The following is a 15171-nucleotide window of genomic DNA, read 5'->3' on the forward strand; positions in this document are numbered from 1 at the left end:
GGATCGCTTATTCAATCAGTCCCTGATAGGCGGCCGCATCTAACAACGTCTCAAACTCGGTATCATCAACCGCTTTGATGCGGAACAACCAGCCATCGGTGTACGGGGAGCTGTTGACCAGTTCCGGCTCTGAATCCAGACCGCTGTTCACTTCCACGATTTCACCACTTAACGGTGCATAAATATCTGAGGCTGCCTTGACTGACTCTGCCACCGCACAGTCTTCGCCCTGGCTGTAGGTGTTGCCCACATCCGGCAGGTCAACAAACACCATGTCACCTAACAGTTCCTGCGCGTGTTCGGTAATCCCAACGGTATAAGTGCCATCGGCCTCTTTACGCACCCATTCATGGCTGTCACGGTATTTCAGTTCTGCTGGTACATTGCTCATCAACATGCTCTCCAAAAATCGTCTTATCTTTATACGCCGCAGAAGTTCTGCTGCGTGGAATCACTATTTTGTCACCGGTTTACCGGCACGAACAAAAACAGGTTTAGTGACGCGCACCGGCATTTCGCGGTTGCGAATTTGCACCACGGCATGTTCACCAATGCCCGCAGGGACACGCGCCAGGGCGATGCTACAACCCAGCGTTGGGGAAAATGAGCCGCTGGTAATAATCCCTTCACGCAGGTTGCCATCGGCATCGGTAAAATGCACTGGCAATGCGTTACGCAGCACACCTTTCTCCGTCATGATCAGACCCACCAACTGTTCCGTTCCCTTCTCGCGCTGAAATTCCAGCGCTTCGCGGCCAATAAACTGGCGGTCGGTGGGTTCCCAGCTAATGGTCCAGCCCATATTGGCGGCCAGCGGAGAAACCCCTTCGTCCATTTCCTGGCCGTAGAGATTCATTCCGGCTTCAAGACGCAGGGTATCGCGCGCGCCCAGCCCCGCAGGTTTCACCCCCGCAGCCAGCAGTTGTTGCCAGAAGCCGACCGCCTGCTCATTGGGCAGGGCAATTTCATAGCCAGACTCCCCGGTGTACCCGGTCGTGGCAATAAACAGTTCGCCGGACTGAACGCCGAAGAACGGCTTCATGCCGCTGACTGCCGCACGCTGTTCTTCATTGAATAAGGTTTGTGCTTTTTGCTGAGCATGAGGCCCCTGTACGGCAATCAGCGAGAGGTCATCACGCTCTGTCAGCAGGACACCGAAGGCCGCTGCATGCTCGCCGATCCACGCCAGATCTTTTTCACGTGTGGCGGAGTTAACCACCAGTCGGAAAAAGTCTTCGCTCATAAAGTAAACAATCAGATCGTCTATTACGCCAGCGGATGCATTGAGCATGGCGGTGTAGAGGGCTTTGCCGGGCTGAGTCAGCCGGGCGACATCGTTGGCCAGCAGATAGCGTAGAAACTCGCGGGTGCGCGCACCACGCAGATCGACGATGGTCATATGGGAAACGTCAAACATCCCGGCATCAGTACGTACCGCGTGATGTTCATCCATCTGAGAGCCGTAGTGAAGCGGCATCATCCAGCCATGAAAATCGACCATGCGGGCACCACTTAAATGGTGTTGTTCGAATAACGGGGTCTGCTGAGTCGGGGTTTGCTGAGTCATAGTTTTCCTGTGCCATCCGGTTGCTGACGAGTGTTTTTTACCGCCTGCTGCGGCCAACGCAATCGTTACCTTCGCTACGAACTTACCACTGAAGTTGTCAATTAACCATAAGATAAACGAGGTCGAATTCGCTCTGAGCCAAAAAGGAGCAGAACCCATTTTCTGGTTTTTTCCGCTGGAAAAATGCGTTATCACACACAAAGATGGCAATTAATGGGGAACAGGACAGTTAAAAGACATAGTGATGGCATTCCTGGCCTAAAAAATGACTTGCGCAGAATAGCGCTGACATTATTAAAAGTAATGCGAAGTGACAGGTGAAATTAGAATTTTTCAAACGATGTGCAAAAAAGGGGCAACCCTTGCCCTCTGATTGCGCAGCAGGAGAATGACGGAATAACAGGCGTAAAAAAGGGGAGCCTCAGCTCCCCTACTCTTTCATTCAGCTCAACGCAGCCACTCAGGAAGGTCGTGCAGGCCCATCGCCTGTTTCAACAGACGCGGCTTCACGCCTGGCAGGTTATCTGCCAGGGCAAGACCCACATCACGCAACAGTTTCTTCGCCGGGTTGTTGCCGTCAAACAACTCGCGGAACCCCTGCATACTGGCCAGCATCACAGCGGCACTGTGCTTGCGAGTGCGCTCATAGCGGCGCAGATAAAGGTGCTGTCCAATGTCTTTGCCCTGCTGTTGCAGGCGCTTAACCTCACCGATTAGCGCGGCGGCATCCATAAAGCCAAGGTTAACGCCCTGCCCGGCCAGCGGGTGAATGGTATGTGCCGCATCGCCTACCAGTGCCAGACGATGTGCCGCAAAATTACGCGCATAGCGCCCCATCAGCGGGAAGGTTTGACGTTCACTTGAAAGCGTACACAAGCCAAGCTTCATATCGAACGCCACCGATAGCTGCTGGTTGAACACCGCTTCCGGCATCGCCTGTAAGCGCGAAGCCTCCTGCGGCGACAGCGACCAGACAATCGAACAGAGGTGCGGATCGCGCAGTGGTAAGAAGGCCAGAATACCGTCACCGTGAAACACCTGACGGGCTACCGACTCATGGGGCTGCGCCGTGCGGATATTGGCGACCAGCGCATGGTGCTGATAATCCCAGAAGGTCAACGGAATATCGGCTTTGTTGCGCAGCCAGGAGTTGGCACCGTCTGCGGCCACCAGCAGCCGGGCGGTCATCATGCTGCCATCCTGCAACGTGACAAAGGCTTCATTATCACCAAATGCTACCTGCTGAAGCTCCGCTGGGGCCACCAGCGTGATATCGCTGAGGCTTTCTGCCCGTTGCCACAACGCCTGGTGAATGACCCGGTTTTCAATAATATGCCCGAGGTGCGCTAATCCCTGCTGCTCATCATCAAAAGCAATATGACCAAAACTGTCACGGTCCCACACTTCCATGCCGTGATAGGCACTGGCACCGGAACTGAGGATCGCATCCCAGACGCCAAGATGCTGCAACAGGCGTTCGCTGGCCGCATTAATTGCAGAAACGCGTAACGCAGGAGGGGCGGCATTATCCAGCGCCTGCGGTATTTCGCGCTCCAGTACCGCAACGCGCAATCCGCTGCCCTGTAGGCCACAGGCCACGGCCAGCCCAACCATTCCGCCACCGGCGATGATCACATCATAGGTTTGCATGACTGCTTTCTCCTCAACGCTTAACCCAGCCCAACGTGCGCTCGGCCAGCAAATTACGTAATGGCGGCAGATGGTCCATCGCCATCAGCCCCAGGTTGCGCCCTGCAACCAGCGGCGTATATCGGTTTGCAAACAGTCGGACCAGCCCGTCGGTGATGCCAATCGTGGCCTGCGCGTCCGGCTGGCGTCGTTGCTGATAGTGGTTCAGCGTGGCATACGCCCCCACCCCTTGCCCGGCACGCCATGCGGCCGCCAGCGTTTCCGCCAGCGACATGACATCACGGATACCGAGGTTAAACCCCTGACCGGCAATCGGATGCAGCGTTTGTGCCGCATTACCGACCAGCGCCAGTCGATGGGAAATATGCTGCGCAGCGGTTTGCAGTTGCAGCGGATAACTGTCGCGCTGCCCCACCTGGGTGATGCGCCCCAGCCGCCAGCCAAAGGCTTTTTGTAATTCTGCGAGGAAGCGCGCATCGCTCCAGCTATCGACCGCCGCTTTCTGCGCCAGCGGATGGCACCAGACCAGTGAGCTACGCCCCCCGGACATCGGCAGCAGTGCCAGCGGCCCATGTTCAGTAAAGCGCTCAAACGCCTGCCCCTGATGCGGTAATTGGGTCGAGACGTTAGCGATGACGGCCACCTGCTGGTAATCCGCACTTTGCCACTGTAAACCGCAGGCAGCAGCCACACGTGAACGAGAACCATCGGCCGCCACCAGCAGATCGCCCGTCAACCGCTCACCGCTCTCCAGTAACACGCTGACGCTCTCCTGAGTGCGTTCCACCCCGGCGACTTTGTCCGGGCAGCGCAGGGTGATGCCGGATGCTTTTTTCAGACGGGCGAACAGTCGCTGCCCAACTTCATGCAGCTCAACCACCTGGCCCAGCGCCGACACATCGTAGTCAGCCGCCGCCAGCGAGACAAAACTGGCATGCCCGCGATCGCTGACATGCACATCGGTGATCGCGGTCGCAGCCGATGCCAGCACCGGCCAGAGGCCGATAGCGGCCAGTTGCTGACAGGTGCCTTCGGCCAGAGCAATCGCCCGTCCGTCAAAGCCGGGATGGGCCCGGCTGGCAGGCTCCGTCCCCTCGACCAGCGTTACCGCCAGTTTTCCTTGCGTCAGGTGTGAGATCGCCAGTGCCAGCGTAGCGCCAGCCATCCCTCCTCCTGCGATAATTATGCTCATGAACGCTTCGCTGCCGCCATCAATGCTTCAATCTCATCGGCATCTTTCACCACCGTATCTGTCAGGTTTTCGTTACCTTCGGCGGTGATAATGATGTCATCTTCAATGCGAATCCCAATACCACGGTACTCGGCGGGTACATCGGCATCTGGCGCAATGTATAAACCCGGTTCGATAGTCAGCACCATGCCCACTTCCAGAATACGGTCCCGGTCCACACCGTAGTCACCCACATCATGCACGTCCAGCCCCAGCCAGTGGCTCAGGCCGTGCATAAAGAACTGACGGTGGGCATTTTCAGCAATCAGCGTGTCGACATCGCCATGCAAAATGCCCAGCTTCACCAGACCGCTGACCATGACGCCAACCGCCGCCGCCGTCACGTCACGAATGCTGGTGCCGGGACGATACAGCTCAAGCGAGCGGTAAAGCGCCGCCAGTACGATGTCGTAGATGGCGCGCTGCGGTGCGGTAAATTTGCCCCCCACCGGGAAGGTTCGGGTGATATCGCCCGCATACCCCTGGAGTTCGCACCCGGCGTCGATCAGCACCAGCTGCCCCTCGCGCATCTGACTTTCGTTTTCGGTGTAGTGCAGAATACAGCCGTTATCGCCCGCGCCAACGATGGTGTTGTAGGACGGGAAGCGGGCACCGTGGCGGTTAAATTCGTGATGAATTTCCCCTTCCAACTGGTATTCATACATCCCGGGGCGCGACGTTTGCATTGCGCGCGTGTGGGCCAGTGCGCTGATGCGCCCGGCTTCACGCAGCACCGCCTGCTCTTCAGGTGATTTAATCAGACGCAGCTCATGCACCCATGGGCGCCAGTCGGTCAGCGTCGCGGGCGCAGAGAGGTTCTGTCGTGAGCCACGGCGCAGTGTCTCCAGTGCTTTGAAAACAACGGCGTCAGCAAAGTCATACTGGCCCTGAGCATGGTAAACCACATCCAGGCCGTTCAGCAGCAGATGCAGCTGATCGCCAATGTCATCCCACGGCAGAGCACGGTCAACGGCCAGGGTCGCAGGTGCAGCATCCTGACCCAGACGACGACCAAACCAGATTTCTGCCGTCAGATCCCGTACGCGGTTGAACAGGACGCTGTGATTATGATTGTCAGCGCTTTTAATCAGCAGCAGCGCGGCTTCCGGCTCGTTAAACCCGGTGAAGTACCAAAAATCACTGTTCTGTCGGTAGGGATACTCGCTGTCGTTACTGCGCGTTGCTTCCGGTGCGGCAAAGATCACCGCCGCGCTGGCCGGAGCCATCTTCGCTAACAGCGCCTGACGGCGGCGCAAAAACTCTTGCTGGGTCATTTGACCTCCTGAATGCTGTTCCGTTAAATCACCACTGGCGGCCGGGATGGCCCAGCCCTAGTGCAGCGTTGGCTTTTTCATCACGACATTGGTCGGTATCGCGCGGGTAAAGGTATCGTGACACAGCAGTGCGGCGACGCGCACATACTCGATCACCTCTTCCAGCGACTGTTCGAGCTCTTCCTGATCTTCATCTTCATCATAACCGAGCTGTGCGATAGTACGCAGATCGTCGATGGCTTCACCGGTTTCCCCTTTGACCTGACCAATTTTTGGCTGCGCCACTCCCAGACCCAGCAGGAAATGGTTCACCCAGCCGGCCAGTGCATCAGCACGGTCGAATACAGTGATGTCGTCATCTTCAGGCAGATAAAGCTGGAACAGGAAGCCTTCATCTTCCAGTGAGTTGCCGATCGCTTCGTGCATCTCCTGCAAAGGCTGCGCCAGGGTTTGTGAGAACGCCATGCCTTCGTTTGTCAGGTCGTGCACCAGCGTTTGCCAGTTGCTGTCATGGCTGCCGCCACAGATCAATCCACTGATCAGGCCATGCATTTCTGCAGGGGTCATTCCTACGCCCTGCTGCGTCAGTACTGAGGCCAGCGTGTTGTAGCCCGGCATTATGTTGGTTAGTGACATGAGTTTTGATCGTCGTTGGCTGGATAAGTTCGTGATATGCTACCACCAGGTGCCTCAACGATTCCAGAAAGGGGTTGTTTCTTATATTAGGGGTAGTTATAGTGGCGCCCCTCCCAAGCCCTTGAGCGGTAAGGGTGATTGCGGGCGCAGTAATCAGTCAGGATGGTGGCATGTCTGCACAACCGGTAGATATTCAAATTTTTGGCCGTTCATTAAGAGTAAATTGTCCGCCCGAACAGCAAGATGCGCTGAATCTGGCTGCCGAAGACCTCAATCAACGGTTGCAAGACTTAAAAGTTCGCACTAGAGTCACAAATACAGAGCAACTGGTATTCATTGCAGCACTGAACATTTGCCATGAACTCGCGCAGGAAAAAGTCAAAACCCGTGACTATGCGTCGAACATGGAACAACGAATTCGGATGCTACAACAGACCATTGAACAAGCATTGCTTGAGCAAGGTCGCATAACTGAACGTACCGGTGCGAAGTTCGAATAACACTTTAGCGTTACCTGTGATAGAGTGACGGTGAAGTAAAAAATTCTCTGAGATGTTTGCAAGCGGGCCCGTCCCCTGAGCCGATAATTAATACCAAACAGAGTGTGACGCTCTGTAACCTGTGCGCAAGCTCGGTCCGTCCGAGAAGCCTGATGGTTACGACGGCATACTCACCTTGAACCATGGGTTCAAGGGTTACAGCCTGCGGCGGCATCTCGGAGAACCTCCCTTTTTTGTTCTCCCCTCCCGATCGATTTCATTTTTCTCTAAGCTATCCGGCACGCTTCTGTACGATTTCATGGAGTCAGCCACGTAATGAACCCCACATTGATGCTTCGTCAGGATATCCGTAAGCACGTACGCAATTTGCGTCGTGAAATCAGCGATGAACAGCAGCAACTTGCCGCAGTGCAGGCGGCAGACCATGCCCTGAATTTTGCCCCGATACAGCAGGCGCAGCATATCGCACTGTTTCTTTCCGTCGATGGCGAGATCAATACCCGACCATTAATCGCCAAACTGTGGCAGCGAAAGCAGCAGGTTTACCTGCCCGTGCTTCATCCTTTCTCGACGGGTCAGTTACTGTTTCTGCGTTACGATGAGAAGACTGAACTGAAGATAAACCGCCTGCGTATTCCTGAACCGCCGCTGGATATCCGCAATCTGTTGCCGTTAAGCGAGCTGGATGTGCTGATCGTGCCACTGGTGGCGTTTGATGCCGGAGGACAACGTTTGGGGATGGGAGGCGGATTTTACGACAGGACGCTACAGAACTGGCAGCAGCACGGCTTTATGCCGATAGGGCTGGCGCATGATTGTCAGCAGGTGGACACCTTGCCGGTAGAGCAATGGGATATTCCCTTACCTGCGTTGATTACGCCTTCAAAAATCTGGCAATGGTAATACCCTTTATCTTTCACACCACAGGTGTGTTGCCTGCCCTCACAAACCCCGGTCACTTACTTCAGTAAGCTCCCGGGGATTTGTTCAGTTGTCGCCTTCCTGCGGCGAGAAATCTTGCGGGTATTCATTATCCATCAGGCTGAATCAATGCCTCAAGGTTGAGGCATGAACAACACGACAATCAGTACAGCAGACGTGCGCGAACGGTACCAGGAATTGCCTTCATCAGCTGCAGTGCTCTATCAGCCACATCTTGCGGTGCATCAACGTCGATGACCACGTAACCCATCTGCGGTGTCGTTTGCAGATACTGAGCGGAGATGTTGATACCCTGGTCAGCAAAGATCAGGTTGATCGCCGTCAGTACACCTGGACGGTTCTCATGGATGTGCATCAGACGGCTGGCATTCGCACCGTGCATTGGCAGCGAGGCTTCCGGGAAGTTAACCGCCGACAGTGTAGAGCCATTGTCAGAGTACTTGGCCAGTTTACCCGCGACTTCAATACCGATGTTCTCCTGAGCTTCCTGGGTCGACCCACCGATATGGGGTGTCAGGATCACGTTGTCGAACTCACACAGCGGTGAATTGAACGGATCGCTGTTGGTCGCAGGTTCTTCCGGGAAAACGTCAATCGCCGCGCCCGCCAGGTGCTTAGTGGCCAGCACGTGGCACAGCGCAGGAATATCCACCACGGTTCCGCGCGAGGCGTTAATCAGCAGTGCACCGGGCTTCATCAGCGCCAACTCTTCCGGGCCCATCATATTCTGGGTGGACTGCGTTTCAGGCACGTGCAGGCTCACAACATCGCTCATATTCAGCAGGTCAGAGAGATGCTGTACCTGCGTGGCATTACCCAGCGGCAGTTTGCTCTCAATATCGTAAAAGAACACATGCATACCCAGGCTCTCGGCGAGCACACCCAGCTGCATACCGATATGACCGTAACCAATGATGCCCAGCTTTTTGCCGCGTGCTTCATAGGAACCCACAGCCAGTTTATGCCACTCGCCACGGTGTGCTTTCGCATTGGCCGCCGGAACACCGCGCAGCATCAGCAACAGCTCACCGATCACCAGTTCAGCTACGGATCGGGTATTGGAGAAAGGTGCGTTAAACACCGGAATACCACGCTTCGCTGCCGCATTCAGATCAACCTGGTTTGTCCCGATGCAGAAACAGCCAACGGCAACCAGTTTTTCTGCCGCAGCAAAGATCTCTTCGGTAAGGTTGGTGCGCGAACGCAGCCCGATGAAGTGCGCATCACGGATGGATTCTTTCAGTGTTTCGCTATCCAATGCGCCCTTGTGAAATTCAATGTTGGTGTAGCCAGCAGAGCGCAGATTATCAACTGCACTCTGGTGAACGCCTTCCACCAGCAGGAATTTAATTTTGTCTTTCTCCAGTGATACTTTTGCCATTTCCCGACCCTATTTAGCAGACTTCAGATGTGGCTTAATCCCTGTCATTGTTCTCGTTGACCAACATAATCGCTGTCGGCTGCAATGGGAAAAACGCGGGGATATAAGATAGCCTTCTGTCAAAATAACAAAATCTACGCTGGCGGCAATACAAACGATTGCCTGGCCTCCAGCATGGCGCCCCCGACTCACAGAACATTGCGGCAGAAAATCATGGTGCAACGTGAACCTTCAGGAGGATCGCGCCTCAGGCAGCAACTATGTGACATAAGTCACTAAATTTCGCCTGCAAAAGAAAAGATGTTTTTCGCATAAAAATAACCGGCACCCGCGGGTGCCAGAGAGATCATTTCTGAATAGTTTGCACGCCGTTGGCTGTACCGATCAGCGCCACATCGGCACCACGGGCACCAAACAGACCCACAGTGACTACGCCTGGCAGCGCGTTAATTGCTGCTTCCAGCCGAATGGGGTCAATGATTTTGAGATTATGAACATCAAGAATAATGTTTCCATTGTCGGTCACCACGTTCTGGCGGTACTCCGGCTGACCACCGAGCTTCACCAGTTCGCGAGCAACGTACGAGCGCGCCATCGGGATAACTTCTACAGGCAGAGGGAAACGCCCCAGCACATCGACCTGCTTGGATGCATCCGCAATACAGATAAAGCGGTCGGCAACGGCTGCAATAATTTTCTCGCGCGTCAGCGCTGCGCCGCCGCCCTTGATCATCTGCATCTGCCCGTTAATCTCATCGGCACCGTCAACATAGACCGCCAGCTGATCGATCTCGTTAAGATCGAAGACATGGATGCCGTAGCCTTTCAGTTTGGCCGTGGAAGCTTCTGAGCTGGAGACCGCTCCTTCAATCTGATGTTTAATCGACGCCAGTGCATCAATGAAATGGGCAGCAGTCGACCCGGTGCCAACGCCAACGATAGTGCCCGGAGTGACGTAATCCAGAGCTGCCCAGCCGACAGCTTTTTTCAGTTCGTCTTGTGTCATGGTATGTTTAAAACCTGTGAGCCACTGTGTGCGCGTAGTATAAAGCAAGGCTGGGCAAAATCACCGCCTTCCACGGCGTTTGATTCACAGGATTGGAACACACCCCACAAAGTGGTTGATTCGTAAAGTGGCGTAAGCTATACCCCCAATCTATGGCATAGTGCACAACCACACCTGAAAGAGAGTAGAACGATTAATGAAACGCCCGGATTATCGAACGCTTCAGGCGCTGGATGCAGTGATTCGCGAGCGCGGCTTTGAACGTGCCGCGCAAAAGCTCTGTATTACCCAGTCTGCGGTCTCACAGCGCATTAAGCAGCTTGAGAATATGTTTGGCCAGCCTTTGCTGGTGCGAACCGTACCGCCGCGCCCAACGGAACAGGGCCAGAAACTGCTGGCGTTATTGCACCAGGTAGAACTGCTGGAAGAAGAGTGGTTGGGTGACGATAATAGCGGCACCACGCCGTTACTGCTGTCGCTGGCGGTGAACGCCGACAGTCTCGCGACCTGGCTGCTGCCCGCGCTGAAAACCGTGCTGACTGATTCGCCAGTACGCTTGAATCTTCAGGTGGAAGATGAAACCCGCACCCAAGAACGCTTGCGTCGTGGTGAAGTGGTCGGTGCCGTCAGTATCCAGCCACAGCCGTTGCCGAGCTGTCTGGTCGATCAGCTCGGTGCGCTCGACTATCTGTTTGTCGGTTCAAAAGAGTTTGCTGCCCGCTACTTCCCAAATGGCGTGACGCGCTCTGCGCTGCTGAAAGCACCCGCCGTGGCGTTTGACCATCTGGATGATATGCATCAGGCGTTTTTACAGCAAAACTTTGATCTGTCACCGGGCAGCGTGCCCTGCCATATCGTCAACTCGTCAGAAGCTTTTGTGCAGCTGGCCCGTCAGGGAACCACCTGCTGTATGATCCCGCATTTGCAGATTGAGCGCGAACTGGCGGAAGGGGAATTGATTGATTTAACGCCGGGTCTGTTACAGCGCCGGATGCTTTACTGGCACCGCTTTGCCCCAGAAAGCCGCCTGATGCGCAAGGTGACCGATGCCCTGCTGGCGCATGGTCATCGTGTGCTGCGCCAGGATACAGAATAACCCGGCCAGGGGGCGGCCAGAAAAAAGGCCAGCCCCTACGACATTCTGCGTAGAGGCTGGCCTTCTGTTGCGGTCAGACTGCCTGGATTAAGGGTTACGCTGCAATTCAAATACCACGTCAACCTGGTCGTCGAAATGGATACTCTGCTGCTCATAGGTCTGGGCGGCAGAGGTCATTGGCGCAGCATCAGCGGCTTTGTACATCCGTGCCATCGGCATTGGCTGATAGTTAGCCACGTGATAACGAATGCTGTAAACCGGGCCCAGCTTCGTACCGAAGCCCTGTGCCAGATCGCCCGCCTGCTTTGTTGCATCATCAATAGCAGCTTTGCGCGCTTTCGCTTTGTACTCTTCAGGGTTTGCCACACCCAGTTCAACCGAACGAATTTCGTTCAGGCCTGACTTCAGTGCGCCATCGAGCAGTTCATTCAACTTATCCAGCTGACGCAGCGTGACCTGAACCTGACGCACAGCACGGTAGCCTTTCAGCACCGATTTACCGTCTTTCAGATAGTCATATTCCGGTTGAGTACGCAGGTTGGCAGCGTTGATATCTTTCTTCTCTATGCTGTTTTTATTCAGAAAATCAAAATATTGCTGAACACGACTGTCTGCCTGTTTTTTCGCTTCACCGGCATCTTTAGCAGAAACACTCACCTCGATAGCCAGTGTTGCGATATCCGGCGTGGCATCAACGCTCGACTGCCCGGAGGTCACCACGTGCGGGCCATTGGGTAATTCATCAGCCTGCACTGCTAAGGGTAAAGTACCCAATCCAATCATTGCGGCCAGGGCCAGTTTCGTTAGCTTCACTGCTTCCTCCATGGGGTCTGTCATTATCTTATCGATAGCGCCATCGGTCAGTCGATAGCGAATTATTCCGTCAAAATGCGGCGGTACAACATATTTTAGGGCACATTAGCGCATCACACTATGACATCGATTCTGATAGTGAGTTCCCGCTACGCTATCCCGAGCGCCTGTAGCGCCAGTTTCAGCGCAATTGCCCACATCACCAACCCCACAAGCAGATTGATAATGCGCTGGGCACGCGTGGTGTTCAGCAGCGGTGCCAGCCAGGCGGCTAGCAGCGCGAGGCCGAAGAACCACAGTACTGAGGCGCTGGCGGAGCCTAAAGCAAACCAGCGGCGCGCTTCATCCGGTAGCTGCCCGCCCAGACTGCCCAACACCACAAAGGTATCCAGGTAGACGTGCGGATTGAGCCAGGTCACCGCCATCATGGTCGCGACAATGCGCCAGCGTCCCTGCTTTAAAACAGCGGCAGACGCCAGGTTGATATCGCCACTGAACGCTGTTCTCAGCGAGCCCCAGCCATACCACAGCAGGAAAGCCACTCCGCCCCACGTTACCAGATTGAGTAGCAGCTCGGATTGGTTAAGCAATGCGCTACCACCAAATATTCCGCCACAGATCAGCACAATATCACTCAGCGTACAGAGTGCAGCGGTCATCAGATGATACTGGCGGCGCACGCCCTGATTCATCACAAAGGCATTCTGCGGGCCAAGCGGAAGAATAAGCGCTGCGCCCATAGCAACCCCCTGAAAATAAACGGATAACATCACAATCGCCTCACCAGTCAAGATTTTCGGCAAGTGTATAGCTGCAATATCATTAGGGGAAATTGAAAGATTTAATGGTTAATAAGAAAGGCTAATACTGAGAGGGGCAAAGTAAGATAAGGGCCGACCGGAAAATGGCCGGCCCTGACAGGATTATTCCGCTTTCGCCACTTCTGCTTCTGGCGCTTTGACCTGGTGCAGATGAACATCCATCTGCGGGTAAGGAATACCGATGTTGTTGGCATCCAGCGTACGTTTGAAGTTTCTCATCAGGTCCCAGTAGACATCCTGTAAGTCACCCGCTTTGCTCCAGCAGCGAATCACCACATTAACCGAAGAGGCGGCCAGCTCGTTCAGGCCAATCTGCACACCGCGCTCCTGCAGAACGCGAGGCTCGGCATCCACCACGCCGCGCAGCAGTGTCAGCACTTCATCGATATCAGCATCGTAGGCGACGCCAATAATAAATTCATTGCGGCGTTCTGGCTCGCGGGAGAAGTTAATGATATTCCCCGCAATGATTTTGCCGTTTGGCACCACAACAATTTTACCGTCAGCACTGCGTAATGTGGTCGAGAAGATCTGTACATTAAGCACTGTTCCCATCACACCGCCCAGATCAACAAACTCTCCCGCGCGGAACGGACGGAAGGTGACCAGCAGTACACCCGCGGCCAGGTTCGAGAGCGAACCTTGCAGAGCCAGTGCAAACGCAAAGCCTGCGGCTGCCAGTGCAGCAATCACCGAGGCTGTCTGCACGCCTACACGTCCCATCGCTGCAATCAGCGTAAAGGCAATGATGCCGTAGCGCACTAACCCGGACAGGAAGTCAGCGACGGTAGGGTCAATTTTTCGTGCTACCAGCAGCTTATTCACCGTCCCGGAAATAAATCGGGCAGCAATCATACCGATAATGATAATCGCAATGGCCGCAACGATATTGACCGCATAGCTCAACAACAGCGCCTGGTTACGCACCAGCCAGCCACCCGCATTATTGATGCCGTTTACCACATTTAAATCATCCATTCCCCTGTCCTTTTTCAGGCCCAAAATGGGCATTCGAATATCTGCCGTTTAACCAGCAGCCGATGGGGTTAAGGGTAAACAAGAAAAGGGGGTTGTGCCAAATAAGCGGCGAAATTACTTGGCAATTCAGAACTGAATGCATAAAAAAAGGCCCCTCAGGGCCTTTTTTAAACAGAGCGGGAACTTACAGTACGTCGACTGCGTTCAGCTCTTTGAATGCCTGCTCCAGGCGCACGATCATGGAAGCCTGTGAAGAGCGCAGCCATACACGTGGGTCGTAGTATTTCTTGTTCGGCTTATCAGCGCCTTCCGGGTTACCCAACTGCGCCTGCAGATAGCCTTCGTTCTTTTTGTAGTACTGCAGGATACCGTCCCATGTTGCCCACTGGGTATCGGTATCAATGTTCATTTTGATCACGCCGTAACCGATAGATTCTTCGATCTCAGCCGCTGATGAACCGGAACCACCGTGGAACACGAAGTCCAGTGAGTTCACTGGCAGGCCGTGTTTTTCGCTGACGTATTTCTGAGAATCACGCAGGATGGTCGGGGTCAGTTTCACGTTGCCTGGCTTGTACACGCCGTGCACGTTACCGAATGAAGCAGCGATAGTGAAACGCGGGCTGATAGCGTTCAGCTTGGTGTAAGCGTAATCCACGTCTTCTGGCTGAGTGTACAGAGCAGAAGCGTCCATGTGACTGTTGTCCACGCCGTCTTCTTCGCCACCGGTGCAGCCCAGTTCAATTTCCAGGGTCATGTCGATTTTCGCCATGCGCGCCAGGTATTTGCTGGAAATCTCGATGTTCTCTTCCAGAGACTCTTCAGACAGGTCGATCATGTGAGAAGAGAACAGTGGCTTACCGGTTTTAGCGAAGTGCTCTTCACCCGCATCCAGCAGACCGTCGATCCACGGCAGCAGTTTCTTAGCGCAGTGGTCAGTGTGCAGAATAACAGGCACGCCATAGTGTTCAGCCATCAGGTGAACGTGATGTGCGCCAGAGATGGCACCAAAAATAGCCGCAGCCTGTGGCTTGTCAGATTTCAGGCCTTTACCCGCGATGAAACCTGCACCACCGTTGGAGAACTGAATGATAACCGGCGCTTTAACTTTCGCTGCGGTTTCCAGAACGGCGTTGATGGAGTCAGTGCCCACGCAGTTAACTGCTGGCAGAGCGAATTTGTTCTCTTTCGCTACCTGGAAGATCTTCTGCACGTCGTCACCGGTGACAACGCCTGGTTTTACGAAATCAAAAATTTTAGACATGTTAGCTTGTCC

General features: G+C 54.6%; 15 protein-coding genes and 1 other RNA gene. 4 read left to right on the forward strand and 12 right to left on the reverse strand.

Translation table 11 applies throughout. The features are described 5' to 3' along the window. Positions 1–7: 7 nt before the first annotated feature. The 6 genes from gcvH to FY046_RS09810 all read right to left on the reverse strand — a co-directional run bounded on the left by gcvH (position 8) and on the right by FY046_RS09810 (position 6358). Positions 8–391, reverse strand: a complete 384-nt coding sequence (gene gcvH / locus FY046_RS09785; protein WP_133846186.1) for a glycine cleavage system protein GcvH — start codon at positions 389–391, stop codon at positions 8–10. A 63-nt stretch (positions 392–454) separates the two neighbouring features. Beyond that, complete coding sequence (gene gcvT, locus FY046_RS09790; protein ID WP_167864031.1) at positions 455–1567, reverse strand: glycine cleavage system aminomethyltransferase GcvT; 1113 nt, start codon at positions 1565–1567, stop codon at positions 455–457. A 447-nt stretch (positions 1568–2014) separates the two neighbouring features. Beyond that, complete coding sequence (gene ubiI, locus FY046_RS09795; RefSeq protein ID WP_159337597.1) at positions 2015–3217, reverse strand: FAD-dependent 2-octaprenylphenol hydroxylase; 1203 nt, start codon at positions 3215–3217, stop codon at positions 2015–2017. Positions 3218–3230: 13 nt separating this feature from the next. Next, entirely contained in the window at positions 3231–4409 is a 1179-nt protein-coding gene (gene ubiH, locus FY046_RS09800) for a 2-octaprenyl-6-methoxyphenyl hydroxylase (RefSeq protein WP_167864030.1), read from the reverse strand. Next, complete coding sequence (gene pepP / locus FY046_RS09805) at positions 4406–5722, reverse strand: Xaa-Pro aminopeptidase (RefSeq protein ID WP_159337594.1); 1317 nt, start codon at positions 5720–5722, stop codon at positions 4406–4408. Before pepP ends, ubiH begins: the two co-directional genes overlap by 4 nt. Positions 5723–5779: 57 nt before the next feature. Beyond that, positions 5780–6358, reverse strand: coding sequence for a YecA/YgfB family protein (locus FY046_RS09810; RefSeq protein ID WP_133846181.1), 579 nt, complete (start codon positions 6356–6358; stop codon positions 5780–5782). A gap of 170 nt (positions 6359–6528) precedes the next feature. Between FY046_RS09810 and zapA the strand changes: the two genes are divergently transcribed. The 3 genes from zapA to FY046_RS09825 all read left to right on the forward strand — a co-directional run bounded on the left by zapA (position 6529) and on the right by FY046_RS09825 (position 7761). Beyond that, entirely contained in the window at positions 6529–6858 is a 330-nt protein-coding gene (gene zapA, locus FY046_RS09815; protein ID WP_062744299.1) for a cell division protein ZapA, read from the forward strand. 41 nt (positions 6859–6899) lie between these two features. Then, positions 6900–7084: non-coding RNA, 6S RNA (gene ssrS / locus FY046_RS09820), on the forward strand. Between the two features lie 89 nt (positions 7085–7173). Continuing rightward, complete coding sequence (locus FY046_RS09825) at positions 7174–7761, forward strand: 5-formyltetrahydrofolate cyclo-ligase (RefSeq protein ID WP_133846323.1); 588 nt, start codon at positions 7174–7176, stop codon at positions 7759–7761. Positions 7762–7942: 181 nt separating this feature from the next. Here FY046_RS09825 and serA read toward each other — a convergent pair whose 3' ends face one another. Continuing rightward, positions 7943–9181: a phosphoglycerate dehydrogenase gene (serA, locus tag FY046_RS09830; protein ID WP_133846180.1), complete on the reverse strand. Its 1239-nt coding sequence runs from the start codon at positions 9179–9181 to the stop codon at positions 7943–7945. A 346-nt stretch (positions 9182–9527) separates the two neighbouring features. Continuing rightward, entirely contained in the window at positions 9528–10187 is a 660-nt protein-coding gene (rpiA, locus tag FY046_RS09835; protein WP_159337592.1) for a ribose-5-phosphate isomerase RpiA, read from the reverse strand. Between the two features lie 196 nt (positions 10188–10383). Between rpiA and FY046_RS09840 the strand changes: the two genes are divergently transcribed. Next, positions 10384–11283 (forward strand): LysR family transcriptional regulator ArgP, encoded by a 900-nt coding sequence (locus FY046_RS09840; protein WP_133846178.1) that lies wholly within the window; start codon positions 10384–10386, stop codon positions 11281–11283. 87 nt (positions 11284–11370) lie between these two features. Here FY046_RS09840 and FY046_RS09845 read toward each other — a convergent pair whose 3' ends face one another. The 4 genes from FY046_RS09845 to fbaA form a co-directional block, all read right to left on the reverse strand. Next, entirely contained in the window at positions 11371–12096 is a 726-nt protein-coding gene (locus FY046_RS09845) for an oxidative stress defense protein (protein ID WP_171148819.1), read from the reverse strand. A 149-nt stretch (positions 12097–12245) separates the two neighbouring features. Continuing rightward, positions 12246–12866, reverse strand: a complete 621-nt coding sequence (argO, locus tag FY046_RS09850) for an arginine exporter ArgO (protein WP_133846177.1) — start codon at positions 12864–12866, stop codon at positions 12246–12248. Positions 12867–13019: 153 nt separating this feature from the next. Continuing rightward, positions 13020–13895, reverse strand: a complete 876-nt coding sequence (gene mscS / locus FY046_RS09855) for a small-conductance mechanosensitive channel MscS (RefSeq protein ID WP_133846176.1) — start codon at positions 13893–13895, stop codon at positions 13020–13022. 184 nt (positions 13896–14079) lie between these two features. Continuing rightward, positions 14080–15159 (reverse strand): class II fructose-bisphosphate aldolase, encoded by a 1080-nt coding sequence (gene fbaA / locus FY046_RS09860; RefSeq protein WP_133846175.1) that lies wholly within the window; start codon positions 15157–15159, stop codon positions 14080–14082. Positions 15160–15171: the final 12 nt, after the last annotated feature.

The organism is Erwinia sp. 1181_3 (genome assembly GCF_052824965.1).

Bases quoted from the DNA above. Each gene is read 5' to 3' on its own strand.
- gcvT (WP_167864031.1), bottom strand. From the start codon at position 1,567: ATGACTCAGCAAACCCCGACTCAGCAGACCCCGTTATTCGAACAACAC.
- ubiH (WP_167864030.1), bottom strand. From the start codon at position 4,409: ATGAGCATAATTATCGCAGGAGGAGGGATGGCTGGCGCTACGCTGGCA.
- FY046_RS09840 (WP_133846178.1), top strand. From the start codon at position 10,384: ATGAAACGCCCGGATTATCGAACGCTTCAGGCGCTGGATGCAGTGATT.
- ubiI (WP_159337597.1), bottom strand. From the start codon at position 3,217: ATGCAAACCTATGATGTGATCATCGCCGGTGGCGGAATGGTTGGGCTG.
- fbaA (WP_133846175.1), bottom strand. From the start codon at position 15,159: ATGTCTAAAATTTTTGATTTCGTAAAACCAGGCGTTGTCACCGGTGAC.
- zapA (WP_062744299.1), top strand. From the start codon at position 6,529: ATGTCTGCACAACCGGTAGATATTCAAATTTTTGGCCGTTCATTAAGA.
- mscS (WP_133846176.1), bottom strand. From the start codon at position 13,895: ATGGATGATTTAAATGTGGTAAACGGCATCAATAATGCGGGTGGCTGG.
- rpiA (WP_159337592.1), bottom strand. From the start codon at position 10,187: ATGACACAAGACGAACTGAAAAAAGCTGTCGGCTGGGCAGCTCTGGAT.
- FY046_RS09810 (WP_133846181.1), bottom strand. From the start codon at position 6,358: ATGTCACTAACCAACATAATGCCGGGCTACAACACGCTGGCCTCAGTA.
- gcvH (WP_133846186.1), bottom strand. From the start codon at position 391: ATGAGCAATGTACCAGCAGAACTGAAATACCGTGACAGCCATGAATGG.
- pepP (WP_159337594.1), bottom strand. From the start codon at position 5,722: ATGACCCAGCAAGAGTTTTTGCGCCGCCGTCAGGCGCTGTTAGCGAAG.
- serA (WP_133846180.1), bottom strand. From the start codon at position 9,181: ATGGCAAAAGTATCACTGGAGAAAGACAAAATTAAATTCCTGCTGGTG.
- argO (WP_133846177.1), bottom strand. From the start codon at position 12,866: ATGTTATCCGTTTATTTTCAGGGGGTTGCTATGGGCGCAGCGCTTATT.
- FY046_RS09825 (WP_133846323.1), top strand. From the start codon at position 7,174: ATGAACCCCACATTGATGCTTCGTCAGGATATCCGTAAGCACGTACGC.